This is a genomic window from Saccharothrix variisporea (genome assembly GCF_003634995.1).
Lineage (GTDB): Bacteria > Actinomycetota > Actinomycetes > Mycobacteriales > Pseudonocardiaceae > Actinosynnema > Actinosynnema variisporeum.
On record NZ_RBXR01000001.1, the window covers coordinates 7,197,623 to 7,216,334 of the forward strand.

Consider the following 18,712-nt stretch of genomic DNA (forward strand, 5'->3'; position numbering starts at 1 on the left):
CCCACCATGTCCGAGCACTTCAACACCTCCCTCGCGGAGTTCGACCCGGAGGTGGCCGAGGCGGTCGCGGCCGAGCTGCGCCGGCAGCAGGGCACCCTGGAGATGATCGCCTCGGAGAACTTCACGCCGGTGTCGGTGCTCCAGGCGCAGGGCTCGGTGCTGACCAACAAGTACGCCGAGGGCTACCCGGGCCGCCGCTACTACGGCGGCTGCGAGAACGTCGACGTGGTCGAGCGGCTGGCCATCGCGCGGGTCAAGGAGCTGTTCGGCGCGGGGTTCGCCAACGTGCAGCCGCACTCGGGCGCGCAGGCCAACGCGTGCGCGATGTTCGCGCTGCTCCAGCCCGGTGACACGATCCTGGGCCTGGACCTGGCGCACGGGGGCCACCTCACCCACGGCATGCGGATCAACTTCTCCGGCAAGCTCTACAACGTCGTGCCCTACCACGTGTCCGATGTGGACGGTCGGGTGGACATGGCCGAGGTCGAGGCGCTGGCGCAGGAGCACAAGCCGAAGCTGATCGTGGCCGGCTGGTCGGCCTACCCGCGGCAGCTCGACTTCGCCGAGTTCCGCCGGATCGCCGACTCGGTGGGCGCGTACCTGATGGTGGACATGGCCCACTTCGCCGGTCTGGTCGCGGCGGGCCTGCACCCGAGCCCGGTGCCGCACGCGCACGTCGTCACCACGACCACCCACAAGACCCTCGGCGGCCCGCGCGGCGGCGTCATCCTGACCAACGACGCCGACCTGGCCAAGAAGATCAACTCGGCGGTGTTCCCGGGCCAGCAGGGCGGTCCGCTGGAGCACGTCATCGCGGGCAAGGCGGTGGCGTTCAAGCACGCGGCCTCGCCGGAGTTCGCCGACCGCCAGCGCCGCACCGTCGAGGGCGCGAAGATCCTGGCCGAGCGCCTGTCCCAGCCCGACGCGGCGGCGGCCGGCGTGAAGGTGCTGACCGGCGGCACGGACGTGCACCTGGTGCTGGTGGACCTGGTCGAGTCCGAGCTGGACGGCAAGCAGGCCGAGGACCGGCTGCACGAGGTCGGCATCACGGTCAACCGCAACGCCGTCCCGAACGACCCGCGCCCGCCGATGGTCACCTCGGGCCTGCGCATCGGCACGCCCGCCCTGGCCACCCGCGGCTTCGGCGCGGCGGACTTCGCGGAGGTGGCCGACATCATCGCCACCGCGCTGGGCAAGGAGCCCGACCTGGCGGAGCTGCGCTCGCGCGTCGAGGTGCTGGCCGCCAAGCACCCGCTCTACCCGAACCTGTAAGGCTCCTCGAACAGAACGTGACCCCCGGCCCAACCTCAGGCCGGGGGTCACGTTCTTCGGGGGGTGGTCGGTTCGCTGTCGGGGGTTTTCAGGAACCGGCGGGAGCCTGGACGCCGGGCGGCAGGCACTCCACGTTGCGCTTGCCGTTGGGCTGCACCACGAACCACGTGCCGCCCACGCCCTGGCCCTTCCACTGGCCCGGGGCCTCGTCCTTCGAGTACGTGTAGAGCGCCCAGCCGGCCAGGGTCACCTGCTCGGTCCCGTCGGCCCGCTTGACCGTGCCGACCAGGGCGGGGTCCACGCCCTCGAGCTTGGGCGCGCCGCCGGCCAGCAGCGGCGGCCAGGTCTCCGCGCACTTGCCCTCGCAGTTGGACTTCGGCGGGTTCGGCGTGTCCTTGTCGAACCGGTACAGCGTGCGGCCGTCGCCGTCCTGCACGACGTCGCCCATCTTCGGCACGCTCTTGGCCACCAGCGTGACGCCGGCCGGCGCGGGCGCGGCCTGGCCCGCCGGTGCCTCCTCGGTGGTGGTCTCGGTGGTGGACTCCACGGCCGGAGGGGCGGGTGGGACGTCCCCGTAGTCGGCCTGCGCGGCGGCGCCCACCTGCTCGGTCTGCGCGACGTTCGTGCCCTGCAGGCCGGCGGCGTTCGAACTCCACATGACCAGCGCGAGCACGGCCGCCATCCCACCCGCTGCGGCGATGGCGATGCGGTTTCGTCGGATCACACTCAACTCCTCCTCGGTGGCGTCGGTCGCTCACCGACGATTACGGCCCGGTCACGACCGCGGTTCAGCGCCGAACCAAGACAGGGGTCGCCGCCGAACGTCCGGACACCAGCCCCCCGAGGAGGAGTCCGTGGTCGTCACCACCGCCGGTCGACTCACCGACGTCGTCGAACGCGTCCTGGGCACGAGCCCGCCCGTGGGCTTGCGCGCGTGGGACGGCAGCACCGCCGGCCCGCAGGACGGTCCGGTCGCCGTGATCCGCGACCGCCGCGCCCTGCGCCGCCTGCTGTGGAACCCCGACGAGCTGGGCCTGGCTCGCGCGTACGTGGCCGGCGAGCTCGACGTCGAGGGCGACCTGACCGACGCCCTGGCCCGGTTCTGGGCCCTGGCGCGCCGGGGCGCGTTGAGCAAGCCCAAGCCCGCGGACCTGCTGAGCGCGTTCCGCACGGCGGTCCGGCTGGGGGTGATCGGCCCGCGCCCGGCGCCACCCGACGAGGAGGCTCGGCTGTCGGGTCGCCGGCACACCCAGGCGCGCGACCGCAGGGCCATCGCCCACCACTACGACCTGAGCAACGCGTTCTACCGGCTCGTGCTGGACCCGAGCATGGCGTACTCGTGCGCGTACTTCTCCTCGCCCGGCATGACGGTCGCCGAGGCGCAGCACGCCAAGCTCGACCTGGTGTGCCGGAAACTGGGGCTGGAGCCCGGGATGCGGCTGCTGGACGTGGGCTGCGGCTGGGGTTCGATGGTGGTGCACGCGGCCAAGCACTTCGGCGTGCACGCGACCGGCGTGACGATCTCCGCGCAGCAGAAGGCTTTCGTGGAGTCGCGGATCGTGGAGGAAGGGGTCGCGGACCTGGTCACCGTGCGGCTCCAGGACTACCGGGACGTGTCCGGTGAGCCGTTCGACGCGGTGTCGTCCATCGAGATGGGCGAGCACGTCGGTGAGGAGAACTACCCGGAGTACGCGCGCGTGCTGCACCGGATGCTCAAGCCGGGCGGGCACTTGTTGCTCCAGCAGATGTCCCGTGGTGCCAACGCTCCCGGCGGGGGCGCGTTCATCGAGTCCTATGTGGCTCCGGACATGCACATGCGGCCGTTGAGCCGGACGTTGGCGCACCTCGAGGGGGCCGGGTTCGAGGTTCGCGGTGTGCAGGCGCTGCGCGAGCACTACGTGTGGACCGTGCGGGCGTGGGCGGAGACGTTGGAACGGTGTTGGGACGAGGCCGTGCGACTGGTCGGTGAGGGGCAGGCGCGGGTGTGGCGGCTGTACCTCGCGGGTGGCGCGCTGACGTTCGAGGAAGGGCGGATGGGCGTGGACCAGGTCCTCGCGCGGCGGGCGGAGGTGGCGGCGTGACCTTCGGGTGGAACGTCCTGTGGGCCGCGGTCGCGGTCGTCGTGCTGGTGACGCTGCTGTTCGCGCTTGCCGTGCGGCGCAAGCGGTTCGACCTCATCGACTCGTTCTGGGGACCGGGGTTCGCGGTCGTCGCGGTGCTGACATTGGCGTTGGCCGGGGTGTCGGCGCGGGCGGTGGTCGTGACGGTGCTGACCGTGGTGTGGGGTGTGCGGCTGGGGTGGCACATCCACACGCGCAACCGGAAGAAGCCCGAGGACCAGCGGTACGTCGACATGTACCGGCGGGCGCGCGGCAACCCGGTGGCCAAGATGTACCGGGTCTACCTGGTGCAGGCGGCGATCATGGTGCTGGTGTCGCTACCCGTGCAGTTCGCCGCGTACCGCGATGGTGCTTTGAGTGTGTTCGACGTGCTGGGTCTCGTGGTGTGGGCGGTCGGGTTCGTGTTCGAGGCGGTCGGGGACCGGCAGTTGGCGCGGTTCAAGGCCGACCCGGCGAACCAGGGTCGCGTGATGGACCAGGGGTTGTGGCGCTACACGCGGCACCCCAACTACTTCGGCGACGCCTGCGTGTGGTGGGGGCTGTACCTGTTCGCCCTGCCCGAGGGGTTCTGGTCGGTGGTCAGCCCGCTCGTGATGACGTGGCTGCTGGCCAAGGGGAGCGGGAAGCCGTTGCTGGAGAAGGACATCGTGCGGCGACGGCCCGGTTACCGGGAGTACGTCGAGCGCACCAGCGGGTTCTTCCCGCTGCCGCCTAGAGCTGCGAAGTGACCACGTAGACGGTCACGTCGTCGGGGTGGCCGAGGTCGATCATGACCTTGCGGTTGCCCGCGGTCACCCCGGCGACCTTCGCGGCCTTGTCGGGGTGCCAGGTGCCGCTGTCCGGGAAGTCCTTGTCGGTGACGGTCCGCTGGTCCGGCACGGCCTCGCCGAAGCCGCTGTCGGCGAGGAACCGCGGCACGGCGGTCGCGGGCATCCGCAGCTGAGCCATGGTCCGGCTCTCCAGGCCGCCGCTGAGCGACGTGCGCGCGGCCGACAGCAGGACTGTCCCCGACGGCAGCCGAACACCGGCGTTGGCCTCCAGCTCGGCCGCCGACTGCGGGCTCGTGGAGTCCGGCAGGAACCGGTCGCCCGACGGGTCGGACGACGAACAGCCGGCCACCACCAGGGCCACCGCGAGCCACACCAGACGCATGGCCCGCAGACTATCCGCCGGGCCCGGAATAGGGTGTCCGGCGTGGGCAACGAGACCTCCTTCCCGCGCCAGCAAGCGCGCACCCAGCGGTTCACCCTTGGCGCTCCGCGGAACTTCACCGTCGCACCCGACGGCAGCCACGTGTACTTCCTGCGCACCGCGGCGGCCACGAGCCGCGCGAACGGTCTGTGGGTGTTCGACACCGCCACCGGGACCGAGCGGCTCCTGGTCGACCCGAACGACCTGCTGACCGACCCGGAGGACCTGTCGCCGGAGGAGCGGGCGCGCCGCGAGCGCAGCCGCGAGCAGGCGGCGGGCATCGTGGCCTACGCGACGGACGCGGACTTCCGGCAGGCGGTGTTCGCGCTGTCCGGCCGCCTGTTCGTGGTCGAGCTGGCCGGCGGCGCGGTGCGCGAACTGCCCGTCCCCGGCAGCGTCCTGGACCCGCGCCTGGACCCGACCGGCCGCCGCGTCGGGTACGTGGTGGGCGGCGCGCTGCACGTGGTGGACCTGGAGTCGGGCGAGGACCGCGTGCTCGCGTCGCCGGACGGCCCGGACGTGACGTGGGGCTTGGCGGAGTTCGTGGCGGCGGAGGAGATGGGCCGCTACCGGGGCTACTGGTTCTCCCCGGACGGCGAGCACGTGCTGGCGGCCCGGGTGGACAACGCCCCGGTGCTGCGCTGGCACATCGCCGACCCGGCCAACCCCGCCACCCCGGCCGCCGAGATCGCCTACCCGGCGGCCGGCACGCCGAACGCGGAGGTGTCGGTGCACGTCCTGGGCGTCGACGGCACCAGCGTCGAGGTCGAGTGGGACCGCGAGGCCTTCCCGTACCTGAACACGGCGAGCTGGTCCTCCCACGGCCGTCCCCTGCTCCAGGTCCAGAGCCGCGACCAGCGGCACGTGCGGGTCCTGGCGGTGGACGGGGGTGCGGTCGAGGTCGTGGCCGACGACACCGACCCGGTGTGGCTGGAGATCGTGCCGGGCGCGCCCGCGTGGACCCCGGACGGCAAGCTGGTCCAGGTGCTGCCCCGGGACGGCGCCAACACGCTGGTGGTGGGTGGCGAGTCCTGGACCGGCCCGGACCTCCAGGTGCGGTCGGTCGTCGAGGTGGGCGAGGACGTGCTGGTGACGGCCTCCGCCGACGACCCGACCCAGGTCCACGTCTACCGCGTGACGGCCGAGGGTGCCGAACGCCTGACCACCGAACCCGGCGTGCACGCGGCGGCCCGGGGCGGCGACACCCTGGTCCTGTCGTGGAGCGGCTTGGACCACTTCGGCGCGAAGGTCAGGGTCGGCGACCACGAGATCCCGTCCCACGCGGAGACCCCGGTGCTGACCCCGGAAGTCCGCCTGCTGACGGTCGGCGAGCGCAACCTCCGCGCCGCCCTGCTGTTCCCGCGCGACCACGTGAAGGGGACGAAGCTGCCGGTCCTGCTGGACCCGTACGGCGGTCCGCACGCCCAGCGGGTGCTGTACGCGCGGAACGCTTACCTCGCTTCGCAGTGGCTGGCCGACCAGGGCTTCGCGGTGCTGGTGGTGGACGGTCGCGGCACGCCGGGGCGGGGCCCGGAGTGGGAGCGTTCGATCGCCTTCGACTTCGCCGGTGCCACGCTGGAGGACCAGGTCGACGCCCTGCACGCCGTGGCGGCGCAGGAAGAGGACTTGGACCTGAGCCGGGTGGCGATCCGGGGATGGTCCTACGGCGGTTACCTGTCGGCGCTGGCCGTTCTGCGGCGGCCGGACGTCTTCCACGCGGGTATCGCGGGCGCTCCGGTCACGGACTGGCGGCTCTACGACACCCACTACACCGAGCGGTACCTGGGCCACCCGGACGAGAAGCCGGAGGTCTACGACACCAACTCGCTGATCGAGGACGCGCCGAAGCTGGAACGGCCGTTGATGATCGTGCACGGGCTGGCCGACGACAACGTCGTTGCGGCACACACCTTGCGCTTGTCGTCGGCACTGTTGGCGGCCGGCCGACCGCACACGGTGCTGCCGCTGTCGGGAGTCACGCACATGACGCCGCAGGAACAGGTGGCGGAGAACCTCTTGCTGCTTCAGGTCGACTTCCTGAAGAAGTCGTTGGCCTGAGCTGCACAGGGAGAAGTCCCTGGCCTGAGCTGCCACAGGAAGAAGTCCTTGGTCATAGCTGCCGCAGGCACTCTCCTACCTGGGCTTTTCCGTCATCCCCGTATGGCCTGCCCGAAGGGCTACCGCACTTTTGGGCGGGTGCAGCCGAATTTTTTGTGAGGAACGAGCAAAAAATTCAGCGGCACCCGCCCAAAAGTGTGGTTGGCTCCGCCAGGCCATACGGGGATGACGGAAAAGCCCCCGCCCTTTCTTTTTCGTCCATCCTTGGCGGCCTGCCTGCCGGCGAGGCTCTTTTGATCTTTGGGATCTACGCTTCGCTCTCAAGCCCACGCTTCGCGGGTCCTCACGCAACGCGCTCCGCTCTCTCAAGCTCGAACGCGCTTCGCGCTCTTGGACGCGCTTCGCGGCTTCTGAACGCGCTGAAGCGCTCTCAAGATCAAAAGCGAGCGCTCGCCGCGCGGCAGGCCCCCGGGGAGGGAAGGGCGTCGTGCTCTCCCCGTACGACCTGCCGGAGGCAACCACAGATTCCCGGGTTGCGCAAGGGAAAGGAGCTCCTTCGTCGCGCATTTCCCTTGCACAACCCGGAAATCTGTGGTTGGGCTGCGCCCAGGCCGTACGGGGAGAGCACGAGGCCCTTCCCGTGGGCGCTGCGCTTGGCGTGGCGCCTTCGGCGGAAGACCCGCCTGCGGCGGAAAGCGCGCGGCGAGTGTGTCGGTGGTGCGGTGGGCTTGCGGCCGGCGGTTTTTCCGACAGGGGGTTTGCAGGCGGCGGGGTTTGCGAGACGGCGGGGTTTGCGGCTGGTGGGCTTGACGGCCGGAGGGTTTGCGGGCATGCGGTCGGTGGGCTTGGGTCGGTGGCCGGGGGAGATGTGCGAAGGGCCGCTTCCCGTTGCACTGCAACAGGAAGCGGCCCTTCGCGGTCGTACCGGTCAGGCGTTGCGGACCTGGTACGGGGGGATCGAGTTGCCCAGCAGGGCCAGGTCGTCGATCGTCTCCGGCTGGTAGCCGCACTCCTTCAGCCGCTCGGTCATCAGCGCGGTCGGGTCGGTGACCTCGTCCGCGCGGCCGAACAGGTAGGCCCACTCGTGCTCGTCGGAGCCGTAGTACGCCACCGTCGCGAACACGTCGTTGAAGCGCTGCCACATGCGCTTCAGCGTCGTGTTGCGCCACATCGTCTGGCAGCCGGCCTGGGAGACGACCACGCCGCCCGGCGTGAGGAGGGCCTTGCACATGGCCAGGAACTCCTCGCCGTACAGGCGGTTGTGCTGCGCCTCCTCTTCGCGCTCGTCCGGCAGGTCCACCAGGACGATGTCGTAGCGCTCCGACGTCGTCCGGATGTACTCGTAGCCGTCGATGTACTGCACGCGGATCGGGCCGTCACCCTGCTCGGCCGCCGCCAGCTCCTCGAGCGTGTAGCCGTAGGGCAGGTGCTCGGCGCACAGCTTCACGGCCTCTTCGTCGATGTCGATGTGGTCGACCACCGACGCGCCCGCGGCCACCGCCATCTGGCACACGACGCCCTCGCTGGACCCGATCACCAGCACGCGGTCCACGCGGTCCGCGAGCAGGAGCGCCGGGACCATCAGCGCCTCGTGGTAGGTCAGCTGGCTGAACTCGGTGCTCTGCCGGTCGTCGTCGCAGAACAGCGACAGGCCTTGGGCAGTGCGAGCGATCACCAGGTGCTGGAACTTCGTCTGGGTGTCCACGACGACCTCGTCGACGTCCCAGAGCCTGGTCAAACCGGCCGCGAGCGGTTCGCGGATCACGCCTTCTCCTCACCGACGAGCGCGGGCACCTGGGTGCCGCGGCTGATCATGTCCGTGCGTGCGGAGCGGGCGCCCAGCGCTTCGGCCAGGAGCTGCACCGCGAGCGCGGGCTTGGCACGTGTGCCGCAAGTGAACACGTCCACGAACACCGCTCCGACTTCCGGATAGGTGTGGATGGACGCGTGCGACTCCGACAGCAGGGCCAGCACGGTGACCCCCTGCGGCTCGAACTGCTTGGAGACCACCTCCAACACCGTGGCATCAGCCTGGGTGAGCGCCTCGCCGAGGGCGTGTCGCAGGAACTTCTCGTCGTCGAGGAGTTCCGGGCTGACACCTTCCAGCTCGGCCAGCACGTGCTGTCCTGCGAACAAGCCAACCGGCTCGGATTCGCACGGGAGTCCGGACATCAATCACTCCAAACATCTTCAGAAGAGGGTGAAGCTTCGAACAAACCTTGAGCGTGCTCACCGCACGCAGTACGTGGCCAACGGCTCGAAACCGTTGAACGCCACCGAGGAGTAGCTCGCCGTGTACGCGCCGGCGCACAGCAGGTCGACGTGATCGCCCGCTTGGAGCTCGACGGGTAGCTCGTAGCAGGTGTTCTGGTACAGCACGTCGTCCGCGTCACATGTCGGACCGGCGATCACCACGGGGCCGCGGGGGCCTTCATCCAGGGAAACACCCTTGCGGCTGGTTCGCAACGGATAGGCGATCGCTTCGCCCTCGGTCTCCGCCAGACCGCCGTAGCGGCCGATGTCGAGGAAAACCCACCGGCGTTCGTCCGAATAGGACTTCCGCGCCACCAGCACCACTTCGGAGCGCAGCACCCCGGACTCGGCGACCACCGCGCGACCGGGCTCGACCATGACCTTCGGCGCGAACTCCCCGAAGTGGCGGGCCAGGGACGCCTTGATGCCGGCGGCGTACTCCGCCAGCGGCGGCAGCGGGTCCAGGTAGCCGGCGGGCAGGCCGCCGCCCAGGTTCACCGTGCTCAGCTCGACGCCCTCGGCGCGCAGCTTCGCGGTGATCTCGGCGGCGTCGGCGATCGCGCCGTCCCAGCCGTCCACCGAGAGCTGCTGGGAGCCGGCGTGGAAGGCCACGCCCAGCGGCACCAGGCCCAGTTCGGCCGCCAGGCGCAGGAGGTCCGTCGCCATCTCGGGCGAACAGCCGAACTTCTTCCCGAACGGGTACGTCGAGCCCTTGCTGTCCACCTGGATGCGCAGCATCACCGACGAGCCCGGCGCGTGCTCGGCCAGCGCCCGCACGTCCTGTTCGCTGTCGGACACGAAGATCCGCACACCGCGACCGAACGCGTACGCGATGTCACGGGCCTTCTTGATGGGGTTGCTGTAGGAGATCGTGCCCGGCGCCGCGCCCTTGCTCAGGCACAGGTCGATCTCGTTGGGGCTGGCGACGTCGAAGCTGCACCCCTCCGCCGCGAGCAGCTCGACCACCTCGGGCGTCGGGTTCGCCTTGACGGCGTAGAAGATCCCGACGCCGGGCAGGGCGTCTCGAATGGCGGTGAAGCGGTCGCGCACCGTGGGGAGGTCGACGACCAGGCAGGGCGTGGTCGGTTGCTCATGGTCCAGGAAACGACGAATACGAGCTGTTGCCTCGTGATCGAGCCGTTGGCCGGCAAAGCTCGTGTTCATCTCGCTAGGGGTCCCCCTCCGCAACCGCAACCGCACGTTGGCACGGCCGTCCACTCTAAGCGGTTTCGGTGAAGATCGCCCTATCAGGACGCGAAGTTGTGATGCAGCTCCACCAACGAGATGTCCGGCGGGGCCCCGACGCGGACCGGCGGACCCCAGAACCCGGCGCCGTTGCTGGTGTAGACCTGCACCCCGTCGACCACCTCCAGACCGGTCCGCACGGGCTGTTGCAGCCCCACGGCGAGGTGGAACGGGAACATCTGCCCGCCGTGCGTGTGGCCGGACAGCTGGAGGTCCACGCCGTGCTTGGCGGCCTCGTGCGCCTGCACCGGCTGGTGCGCCAGCAGGACCACGGGGTTGCTCTGGTCGCGCCCGGCCAGCGCCCGCGCGAAGTCCGGGCCGTCCTGGAAGTTCTTGCCCGTGACGTCGTTCACACCGGCCAGGTCGAACGACGCGCCCGCGCGTTCGACGCGGACCCGCTCGTTGCGCAACGGGTGCACGCCCAACCGGTCCAACTCGGTCAGCCACGGTTCGAAGCCGGAGTAGTACTCGTGGTTGCCGGTGACGAAGAAGGCGCCGTGCGTGCTCACCAGGTCCCGCAGCGGGGCCGCCGCCTCGCCGAGCTGCTCGACGGTGCCGTCCACGAGGTCGCCGACGATCGCGACCAGGTCCGGCCGCTGCTCGTTGATCATCCGGACGATCCGCTCGGTGTGGGCGCGGCCGAGCAGCGGGCCGAGGTGGATGTCGCTGACGACGGCGATGCGGTATCCCGCAAGCCGCCGGTCCAACTTCGTCAGCTGCACGGGGATCGTCTTCAGCTGCGGCGCGCCCAGCGCCTGGGTCATGCCGTACCCGATCGTCCCCACCGTGACGGCTCCGGCGGCCACGGCCAGTGACCGGGCGATGAACAACCGGCGGTCGGGGTCCTCGGGTGCTTCGTCCGGTTCGTCCGCCGGTGCGCCGACCGCGACGGGCACCCGCCGGCGGGCGGCCCGGTTGAGCAGCAGGCGCGGGACCTCCAGCACGCCGAAGACCACGGCCAGGTAGAAGGCACCGGCCAGCCACAGGTACCCCGGCCACGCCAGCACCGGCGACTCGACCAGCACCGCGGCGACCATCAGCACGAACAGGCCGACCACCACTCCGGTGCCGATCCGGCGGGCCCGGCCGGGCACGGTCGTGTTCCGCACGGCCCGCCGCCACACGTAGTAGTGGGCGGACCCCATGACGACCGCGAACAACAACAAGAACACCAACGCCCGGCCTCCCAGCCCGTCCTGTGCGATCCAGTCTCCACGAAACTCGTGAACGGCATGCAACCCGCGGAGCCGCCGTGAGCGTGACTAACCCGGTACCGCGGGATGGGGAGGACAGATGGGTGATCGGGACACCGCGTTCGCGGAGTACTTCGCGGCGCGGTCCGAGGCCATGCGCGGCACGGCGTACCTGCTGTGCGGCGACTGGCACCGTGCCGAAGACCTGGTGCAGGCCACGTTCGCGAAGCTCTACGTGGCGTGGAACCGGGTCGACCGGCACGAGGCACTCGACGCCTACACCCGGCAGACGCTGGTCCGGACGTTCGTGTCCGACCTGCGCCGCGGGTGGTTCCGCAAGGAGCGCGTGAGCGACACGACGCCCGAGGCCGCGAGCGTCGGTCGTGGGTCCGTGGAGGACCGGTTGGTGCTGTTGGCGGCACTGGCCCAGGTCCCGCCGCGGCAGCGCGCCGTCCTCGTCCTCAGGTACTGGGAGGACCTGTCGGTGGAGGAGACCGCCAGGGCTCTCCGCTGTTCCGAGGGAACGGTGAAAAGTCAGGCCGCGCGGGGGCTGCAGACGCTGCGCGGCTTGATCACCCCGCAACAGGGAGAAAAGGTGCGATGAACGAGCACGAGCTGAAGAGCGCGTTGCAGGACGTGATGGTGGCGAGCAGCCCGCCGCCTCCGATGAGCCCGGCCGCGGCCGTGGCGGCGGGGCGGGCGGCCCAGCGCCGCCGCAACACCGCCTGGGCCGGTGGGGTGGCGGGGGTCGCCGTCGTGGCGATCGCCGTGGGTGCGGTGCTGGTGCCGCAGTTCACCGGCGGTGGGAACACCCAGGTCGGCGGACCGCCGGTGCTGACCACGACGGCGTCGTCGGAGCCCGGGTCGACGCCGCCGTCGGTGACGCTGACCGAGGTGCCGCCCAGCGCCTCGCTGGACCCGTCGTACACCAAGCCGCAGTGGCCCAGCGGGCAGACCGACCGCACGGCCCGCTCCGGGCCGCGCGCCGACAAGTCCGTCCAGGCGCTCAACGACCTGGGCGCGGCGCTGCCGCCGACCTTCCAGGCGGTGGACAAGCAGCCGGTGACGCCCCCGGGCGATCCGGGCTCGACCTGGTACGGGCCGATGCGCTACACGCAGTCGCAGTTCGAGGACTACTACGACGGCGGCAAGGAGATCTGGGAGTACATGGGCACCACCCCGGTGACCCAGCAGGGCACGTCCGGCGTCGGCAAGCTGTGGATCTTGGTGCTCACGAAGGGCAACCGGTTCGCCGACGCCCAGTCGCCGTGCGAGGCGGCCGAGGCGGCGTGGGCGATCCGCAACGGTGAGTGCGCGGTGCGGACCGTCGCCGGCAAGCAGGTCGCCTACGTGACGGCGGTGCCGGCCACCACCGGCGACCCGAACGACCGCAACGACCTCGACGAGGTCGCGATCCACCGGCACGACGACGGCACCGTGGTCGTGATCGGCCAGGCCAAGGAGTTCTACCGGACCGGCCACCCGGCGCTGTCCGGGCAGCCGTTCACCGCCGACCAGCTCGCCACGCTGGTCACCGACGCGAAGTTCCACCTGGACTGAGTCGGGGAGGACCCGAGGGGGCCGGTGTGGTGACCGGCCCCCTCAGGGGTACTCCATCCGGGTGTTCGGGCAGGTACCGTTCCGTTCTGCCATGCGGACCCTGCTCATCGACAACTACGACTCGTTCACCTTCAACCTGTTCCAGTACCTGGCTCGGGTGAACGGGCGGGAGCCGGTCGTCATCACCAACGACGACCCGGCCTTCCGGCTGTCCGATCTGCGCCGGTTCGACAACGTGGTGATCTCGCCCGGTCCCGGGCGCCCGCAGAACCGGGCCGACTTCGGCCTGTGCCGCGCGGTGGTCGAGCACGGTGACCTGCCGCTGCTGGGCGTGTGCCTGGGCCACCAGGGGCTGTGCCTGGCGCACGGGGCCACCGTGGAGCTCGTGACTCCCCGGCACGGCGTGGTGGACCTCGTCCGGCACACCGGCGTCGACCTGTTCGCCGGGCTCCCGTCGCCGCTGCCCGTGGTCCGCTACCACTCCCTGGCCGTGACGGACCTGCCGCCGGAGCTGGAGCCGATCGCCTGGTCGGACTCCGAGGACGTCCTGATGGGCGTGCGGCACCGGTCCCGGCCGATGTGGGGCGTGCAGTTCCACCCCGAGTCCGTCTGCACCGCGCACGGCCACGACCTGCTGGCCAACTTCCGCGACCTCACCGGCGGCTCCTCGGCGGCCACACCGGAGCCCCTGTTCGTCCCTGAATCGGCCCCTGTGACGCACGAGGTGCTGGTGCGGCGGCTGGACGTCCACCCGTCCCCCGAAGCGGTCTTCCAGGCCCTCTACGGGGCCTCCCCGGACGCCTTCTGGCTGGACAGCAGCCTGGCGGGGGAGCGGGGCCGGTTCTCGGTCATGGGGGACGCGAGCGGTCCGCTGGCGCGCGTGGCCACCTACGACGTGTGGACCGGCCGGGTGCGCGTGGGCGACGCCGAGTTCACCGGGCCGTTCCTGTCCTGGCTGGAGGACGACCTGGCCGCGTGGCGGGTGGCGCAGCCGGACGTGCCGTTCGACTTCGCCCTGGGCTGGGTCGGGTACCTGGGGTACGAGCTGAAGGCCGAGTGCGGCGGCGAGGCCGCCCACCGTTCGGAGCAACCGGATGCGGCGTTCGTGTTCGCCGACCGGGCCGTCGTGTTCGACCACGCCGAGCGCCGCACGTACCTGCTGGCGCTGTCCGACGAGGACGGCTGGCTGGACCGCACGGCGGCGTTCCTGACCGGGTTCGTGGAGCCGCCCCGTGCCACACCCGTGCCGGCGCGCGCGGAATCCGTCCAGCTCAGGCACGGCCGGTCGCACTACCTGAAGCTCGTCGACGCCTGCCAGGAAGCGATCACCGCGGGCGAGACCTATGAGGTGTGCCTGACCAACACGGTGACGTGGCGGGGCGCGGTGGACCCGTGGGACGCCTACCGCTTCCTGCGCGCGGAAAGCCCCGCGCCGTTCGGTGCGTTGCTCCGTTTCGGTGCACTCTCGGTGCTCAGCACTTCACCCGAGCGGTTCATCCGGGTGGACCGAACCGGTGTCGTGGAATCCGAACCAATCAAGGGCACCCGCCCGCGCGGCGCGACGCCCGCGCAGGACGAAGCTTTGCGCACAGCCTTGGCCACCAGCCCGAAGGACCGCGCCGAGAACCTGATGATCGTGGACTTGGTGCGCAATGATCTGGGCCATTGCGCGGAAGTCGGCAGCGTCGAGGTGCCCCGGATCTTCGCGGTGGAGACCTACGCGACCGTGCACCAGCTCGTCAGCACCGTTCGGGCGACACTTCGGCCGGGCAGTTCGGCGGTCGCGGTGGTTAGGGCGGCGTTCCCCGGCGGGTCCATGACGGGTGCGCCCAAGATCCGGACAATGCAGATCATCGACGGGCTGGAAGCAGGTCCGAGGGGTGTCTACTCGGGTGCGCTCGGTTACTTCTCACTGTCCGGAACGGCCGACTTCAGCATCGTCATCAGGACGCTGGTGGTGGACCGGGACAAGGTGAGTTTCGGGGTCGGCGGCGCGGTCATCGCCCTGTCCGACCCGGCGGAGGAATTCGAGGAGACGGCGGTGAAGGCGACCGCGCTCCTGCGGCTGCTCGACACGGCCTTTCCCGGCCGCGCGAATCCCGGCGGCTAGCCGCTGACCAGTGGTTTTCCCCTGCGGCCGGCCACGCGGTGACCGCAGGGGAAACACCGGGAGCCGTTCAGGACGCGTGGGCTTCCTGGAACTGCACCACCAGGCCCTGGGGAATCCGACCGCGGTCGGAGATCTGGTGGCCCTGCGCGCGCGCCCAGTCCCGAATGGCCTGGGCCTGGGCCTTGTCACCAGCCTTTACCGTGCTCTTGCCGCTGCCCTTGCGCTGCTTGCGGCCACCCGCCCGGCGCGCCTTGGCGACGAAGTCGGCCAGGGACTCGCGCAGCTTCTCCGCATTGTCCTTGGACAGGTCGATGGAGTACTCCACACCGTCCAGCGCGAAGGTCACGGTCTCGGCGGCTTCGCTGCCGTCGAGGTCGTCGATGAGTTGGACGACGGTCTGCTGTGCCACTGTTCCTCCGTGTGTGCTCGCATAGCGCGTGTTGCCGTCGACATGTTCTGCGCCACACGCTCCGGTCGTCACCATAGTGCACGGAAGGAATATCGCCTAACCTTTCGTACCGAAAATGTGACTGATGCCCCCGGACGGGTCATTTCGGGCCGTTAACCACCACCCCCGAAATGTGAGGCCACCCTTCGGAGGTCCGCGTGGTGCCCGTCACACCCGGTCGAGTGGCCTATCCTGGAGCGCAGGGGTACCCGCCCAGGGTAGGGAAGGCCGGGAGCGATGCACGGTTACACAGCGGAGAAGGACGCGTTCCTCAAGCGCCTGCGCCGCATCGAGGGCCAGGTCCGCGGTCTCCAGCGGATGGTCGAGAACGACGAGTACTGCATCGACGTGCTGACCCAGATCTCGGCGGCCACCAAGGCCCTCCAGGCGGTCTCCCTGGGCCTGCTCGACGAGCACCTGAAGCACTGCGTCGCCGAAGCGGTGGCCGAGGGCGGCGAGGTCGCCGAGGAGAAGCTCGCCGAAGCCACGGCAGCCATCACCCGCCTGGTCCGCTCCTGAACCCCGCCCGCCGGCCCCACCGCCCTGATCGAGTAGAGTGCACACCGCCGGCCCCCGTAGCCCAATCGGCAGAGGCAGCGGACTCAAAATCCGTCCAGTGTGCGTTCGAGTCGCACCGGGGGCACCACGCCTGACCAGGCGTTACAGCCGCTTGAAGATCAACCGGTGGGATCGTCGGGCACAACGCCGGGCATGAATGCCTCTCGGGTCTGTGCCCTCGCCGTGCATTTCCGCTCCGCCTGATCACGACCGACCCCGCGTGCGGTGAATGGCGGTGGTCTTGCTCAGAGCCAGCCGCGTTCCTTGGCGAGCAGGCCGGCCTGGAAGCGGGTGGTTGCGCCGACGCGGGACATCAGGTCGGCGACGTGGGCTCGGAACTTGCGCACCGAGATGTTGAGCGAGCGCGCGGCGGCGTCGTCGGTGTCGTGGCGGGTCAGGGCGTGCAGGACCATCCGCTCGATCGGCGAGGGCGACGGGTCGTCCAGGTCGCGGGCGCGGGACCACATGCCGTCGAAGAGGTCGACCAGGATCGCCACCAAGCCGCTCTGCCGGATTTGCAACGCGCCCGCGCGGGGGTCTGCCGGATCGGCTTGGACGAACGCGACCGTGCGGTTGACGAGGGCCAGTTGACGGACCGGTTCGGTGGTGACCCGGTGCAGGTCGCCCACGGCGTGCCAACGGCGGGCGTGCGCCTCCTGCTCCGGGGTTTCCAGTGCCCGCAACGCGACCAGGGTCCTGCTGCGCAACCCACGTGCGAGCAGACCCGTGAACGGTGCCGTGGTCGATTCCGTCGTGGCGAGGAGCACCCGTTCTCGCAAGTGCAGCAGTTCTCCGGGTTCGTCGGTCAGCAGCCGCAGAATGCGTTGCACGACGGCCGTACCGTCCGGGATGTGCTCGACCATTTGCACGGTTCGGCCGCTGCGGTGTTCCTCGGCCAGTTCGGTGAGCACGTCCCAGGCGAGGGTGAGTTCACCGAGCCGGCGCCGGGTCTGCTCCAGGCGACGGCGCACCAGCAGGTCGACCGCGACCTCCGGGGAGGTCGCGGTCAACGTGTCGTCGACCAGGCCCAGCGCGCGCAACTGCGCGGCCACCGAGCGCACGTTCGGCATGGCCAGTTCGGCGCCGGCTGTGTCCACATCGGTCCGCACGCTGCGCAGCAGGTAGCGGTACAGGCGTTCCTGCTCGGCGGTCAGTCCCAGGATCGCCAGGCTCACCGCGGTTCCACCGGCGTGACGGCGGCGGCGGAGCCGCGCGCACACACCCACATGACCATGCTCCTTCCCGCTAGGGGACGGTCCCCCGATGAACACGACCCGGGGCGGCCGCCGCGTGTGACAGACGGGCCTGGGGGTGTGACCGGGTCGACATCCCCGCGCGGGATGCCGACGACCGGCTCACCCCGACGACCGGATCACTCCGACGGCCAGCTCACCCCGACGACCGGATCACTCCGACACGGGGAAGTTGGCGCGGAAGACCCGGCGAGGATCGCGGTCGCGTTTGACCCGCCGGAGCCGGGCCAGTGTCGCGTCGTCGAACGCCTGGGAGGCGCTCTCCCCCGGTGCCAGGAAGGTGTAGGGCTTGCGCCCGCTGATCACCTCGCCCAGCTCGGCGACCAGCGCCGCCTGCCTTTCCCGCGTCGCCTCGGCGGTGTGCGGCAGCCGCAGCCCGAGCAGGTACAGCAGGTACGGCTCGGTCAGCGCGCCACCGGCGCCACCGCCGGGACGTGCTTGGGCCAGCGCCCCGCCCAAGTGCCGCACCTGGAGGTTCAGCAGCGGCGCGAGTTCGGCGTCCACCAGCGCGCCGGTCGGCAGCTCGGTGAGCAGTTCGACGCGCGCGAGCACCGGGCTGGGGTCGACCGGTTCGGCGGCGATCGTGCCGAGGTCGGCCACGTCCACCGGCCCCCGGCTGTCGGACAGGCTGCCGCCGACGTCCTCCAGCGGAGCCAGCAACGCCTTGGCGTCGGCCGCCTCGCCCAGGAAGGTCACGTCCAAGGTGACCACCGGCGGGGCGGGCGGCGGCGCGGCCATCCGGTTGACCCACAGCGACAGCTCGGGCGGTGCCGCGGCGGTCAAGGACCGGAACGCCTCGAACACCTCGCCGGTGCGCGCGGCGGGCCACGTGATCCGTCCGCCGTAGACGCTCGGCGCCTCGAACAGGTCGAGGTCGACGGACGTGATGATCGCGTAGTCGCCGCCTCCGCCGCGCAGCGCCCAGAACAGCTCGGCGTCGGACTCCGCGGTGACCCGGACCCGCTCGCCGTCCGCGTCGACGACCTCGAAGGCGCGCACCGAGTCGGCGGCCCAGCCGTGCGCGCGGCCGAACCAGGAGATCCCGCCGCCGGCGACGAACCCCGTCACGGTCACCGCCGCGCTGCTGCCGGCGGGCGCGGCCAGGCGGTGTCGGCCGGCCTCGGCCAGCACCCGGCCCCACCGCACCCCGGCGCCCACCCGCGCGACGCGCTCGCCGGGGTCGACCGCGACGTGGTCCAGGCGGGCGGTGCGCAGCAGGACCGTGCCGTCGAGGTCGCCGGGAGCGCCGTGTCCGGACGGCTGGGCGGTGACGGTCAGCCCGTTGTCGCGCGCGTACCGGACCACCGCGGCCACGTCGTCGGCGTCCTCGGCCTCGACGACGGCGGCGACCTGCTGACGCACGCCCACCGCCCACGGGCGGGCGGCTTCGTCGAAACCGTCGTCGCCGGGCACGAGCACACGGCCCTTCACCACATCTCGCATCATCTTCT

Annotated in this window: 17 protein-coding genes and 1 tRNA gene; 9 read left to right on the forward strand and 9 right to left on the reverse strand. The window is 70.8% G+C overall.

Translation table 11 applies throughout. The features are described from left to right. Window positions 1-6 precede the first annotated feature (6 nt). Window positions 7-1,272: a serine hydroxymethyltransferase gene (gene glyA, locus DFJ66_RS32905; RefSeq protein ID WP_121227050.1), complete on the forward strand. Its 1,266-nt coding sequence runs from the start codon at window positions 7-9 to the stop codon at window positions 1,270-1,272. Window positions 1,273-1,360: 88 nt separating this feature from the next. Here glyA and DFJ66_RS32910 read toward each other — a convergent pair whose 3' ends face one another. Next, window positions 1,361-1,996: a hypothetical protein gene (locus DFJ66_RS32910; RefSeq protein WP_211351394.1), complete on the reverse strand. Its 636-nt coding sequence runs from the start codon at window positions 1,994-1,996 to the stop codon at window positions 1,361-1,363. A gap of 130 nt (window positions 1,997-2,126) precedes the next feature. On the opposite strand from DFJ66_RS32910, the gene DFJ66_RS32915 reads away from it, so the two are divergent. Both DFJ66_RS32915 and DFJ66_RS32920 read left to right on the forward strand, forming a co-directional pair. Continuing rightward, window positions 2,127-3,353: an SAM-dependent methyltransferase gene (locus DFJ66_RS32915; protein ID WP_121227052.1), complete on the forward strand. Its 1,227-nt coding sequence runs from the start codon at window positions 2,127-2,129 to the stop codon at window positions 3,351-3,353. Continuing rightward, window positions 3,350-4,120, forward strand: a complete 771-nt coding sequence (locus DFJ66_RS32920; protein WP_121227054.1) for a DUF1295 domain-containing protein — start codon at window positions 3,350-3,352, stop codon at window positions 4,118-4,120. The genes DFJ66_RS32915 and DFJ66_RS32920 overlap by 4 nt, the downstream gene beginning before the upstream one ends. Here the strand turns inward: DFJ66_RS32920 and DFJ66_RS32925 are convergent. Then, entirely contained in the window at window positions 4,104-4,544 is a 441-nt protein-coding gene (locus tag DFJ66_RS32925) for a hypothetical protein (RefSeq protein ID WP_121227056.1), read from the reverse strand. The two genes, DFJ66_RS32920 and DFJ66_RS32925, sit on opposite strands and share 17 nt — an antisense overlap. Before the next feature lie 42 nt (window positions 4,545-4,586). On the opposite strand from DFJ66_RS32925, the gene DFJ66_RS32930 reads away from it, so the two are divergent. Then, window positions 4,587-6,641 carry a S9 family peptidase gene (locus DFJ66_RS32930; RefSeq protein ID WP_121227058.1) on the forward strand — a complete coding sequence of 685 codons (2,055 nt, stop codon included), beginning with the start codon at window positions 4,587-4,589 and terminating at the stop codon, window positions 6,639-6,641. Window positions 6,642-7,569: 928 nt separating this feature from the next. On the opposite strand, the gene DFJ66_RS32935 is transcribed toward DFJ66_RS32930, so the two are convergent. From DFJ66_RS32935 to DFJ66_RS32950, 4 genes are all read right to left on the reverse strand, one after another. Continuing rightward, window positions 7,570-8,406, reverse strand: coding sequence for a spermidine synthase (locus DFJ66_RS32935; protein WP_121227060.1), 837 nt, complete (start codon window positions 8,404-8,406; stop codon window positions 7,570-7,572). Continuing rightward, window positions 8,403-8,813, reverse strand: coding sequence for an adenosylmethionine decarboxylase (gene speD / locus DFJ66_RS44585; protein WP_121227062.1), 411 nt, complete (start codon window positions 8,811-8,813; stop codon window positions 8,403-8,405). Before speD ends, DFJ66_RS32935 begins: the two co-directional genes overlap by 4 nt. A gap of 57 nt (window positions 8,814-8,870) precedes the next feature. Continuing rightward, window positions 8,871-10,058 (reverse strand): type III PLP-dependent enzyme, encoded by a 1,188-nt coding sequence (locus tag DFJ66_RS32945; RefSeq protein ID WP_121227064.1) that lies wholly within the window; start codon window positions 10,056-10,058, stop codon window positions 8,871-8,873. Between the two features lie 83 nt (window positions 10,059-10,141). Further along, entirely contained in the window at window positions 10,142-11,311 is a 1,170-nt protein-coding gene (locus tag DFJ66_RS32950) for a metallophosphoesterase (RefSeq protein ID WP_211351648.1), read from the reverse strand. 121 nt (window positions 11,312-11,432) lie between these two features. Here DFJ66_RS32950 and DFJ66_RS32955 point away from each other — a divergent pair, with 121 nt between their 5' ends. The 3 genes from DFJ66_RS32955 to pabB all read left to right on the forward strand — a co-directional run bounded on the left by DFJ66_RS32955 (window position 11,433) and on the right by pabB (window position 15,002). Further along, window positions 11,433-11,936, forward strand: coding sequence for a SigE family RNA polymerase sigma factor (locus tag DFJ66_RS32955; RefSeq protein WP_121227066.1), 504 nt, complete (start codon window positions 11,433-11,435; stop codon window positions 11,934-11,936). Beyond that, a complete protein-coding gene (locus tag DFJ66_RS32960; protein ID WP_121227068.1) occupies window positions 11,933-12,892 on the forward strand; it encodes a hypothetical protein in 960 nt (319 codons plus the stop codon). Before DFJ66_RS32955 ends, DFJ66_RS32960 begins: the two co-directional genes overlap by 4 nt. Before the next feature lie 91 nt (window positions 12,893-12,983). Next, on the forward strand, window positions 12,984-15,002 hold the full coding sequence (pabB, locus tag DFJ66_RS32965) for an aminodeoxychorismate synthase component I (RefSeq protein WP_121227070.1): 2,019 nt from the start codon (window positions 12,984-12,986) through the stop codon (window positions 15,000-15,002). Window positions 15,003-15,069: 67 nt separating this feature from the next. Here the strand turns inward: pabB and DFJ66_RS32970 are convergent, their stop codons facing one another. Then, window positions 15,070-15,411, reverse strand: a complete 342-nt coding sequence (locus DFJ66_RS32970; RefSeq protein ID WP_121227072.1) for a histone-like nucleoid-structuring protein Lsr2 — start codon at window positions 15,409-15,411, stop codon at window positions 15,070-15,072. 276 nt (window positions 15,412-15,687) lie between these two features. Between DFJ66_RS32970 and DFJ66_RS32975 the strand changes: the two genes are divergently transcribed. Both DFJ66_RS32975 and DFJ66_RS32980 read left to right on the forward strand, forming a co-directional pair. After that, entirely contained in the window at window positions 15,688-15,969 is a 282-nt protein-coding gene (locus DFJ66_RS32975) for a metal-sensitive transcriptional regulator (protein WP_121227074.1), read from the forward strand. Window positions 15,970-16,019: 50 nt separating this feature from the next. Continuing rightward, window positions 16,020-16,096: transfer RNA gene (locus DFJ66_RS32980), tRNA-Leu, on the forward strand. 157 nt (window positions 16,097-16,253) lie between these two features. Here DFJ66_RS32980 and DFJ66_RS32985 read toward each other — a convergent pair. Together DFJ66_RS32985 and DFJ66_RS32990 are read right to left on the reverse strand one after the other, a co-directional pair. Beyond that, on the reverse strand, window positions 16,254-17,183 hold the full coding sequence (locus DFJ66_RS32985) for a helix-turn-helix domain-containing protein (RefSeq protein ID WP_121227075.1): 930 nt from the start codon (window positions 17,181-17,183) through the stop codon (window positions 16,254-16,256). 231 nt (window positions 17,184-17,414) lie between these two features. Further along, a complete protein-coding gene (locus tag DFJ66_RS32990; RefSeq protein WP_211351395.1) occupies window positions 17,415-18,704 on the reverse strand; it encodes an FAD-binding oxidoreductase in 1,290 nt (429 codons plus the stop codon). Window positions 18,705-18,712: the final 8 nt, after the last annotated feature.

What these genes read in the sequence shown, in the direction of transcription:
- glyA (WP_121227050.1), top strand. Translation starts at nt 7, where the DNA reads ATGTCCGAGCACTTCAACACCTCCCTCGCGGAGTTCGACCCGGAGGTG.
- DFJ66_RS32925 (WP_121227056.1), bottom strand. Translation starts at nt 4,544, where the DNA reads ATGCGTCTGGTGTGGCTCGCGGTGGCCCTGGTGGTGGCCGGCTGTTCG.
- speD (WP_121227062.1), bottom strand. Translation starts at nt 8,813, where the DNA reads ATGTCCGGACTCCCGTGCGAATCCGAGCCGGTTGGCTTGTTCGCAGGA.
- DFJ66_RS32945 (WP_121227064.1), bottom strand. Translation starts at nt 10,058, where the DNA reads ATGAACACGAGCTTTGCCGGCCAACGGCTCGATCACGAGGCAACAGCT.
- DFJ66_RS32955 (WP_121227066.1), top strand. Translation starts at nt 11,433, where the DNA reads ATGGGTGATCGGGACACCGCGTTCGCGGAGTACTTCGCGGCGCGGTCC.
- DFJ66_RS32960 (WP_121227068.1), top strand. Translation starts at nt 11,933, where the DNA reads ATGAACGAGCACGAGCTGAAGAGCGCGTTGCAGGACGTGATGGTGGCG.
- pabB (WP_121227070.1), top strand. Translation starts at nt 12,984, where the DNA reads ATGCGGACCCTGCTCATCGACAACTACGACTCGTTCACCTTCAACCTG.
- DFJ66_RS32975 (WP_121227074.1), top strand. Translation starts at nt 15,688, where the DNA reads ATGCACGGTTACACAGCGGAGAAGGACGCGTTCCTCAAGCGCCTGCGC.
- DFJ66_RS32990 (WP_211351395.1), bottom strand. Translation starts at nt 18,704, where the DNA reads ATGCGAGATGTGGTGAAGGGCCGTGTGCTCGTGCCCGGCGACGACGGT.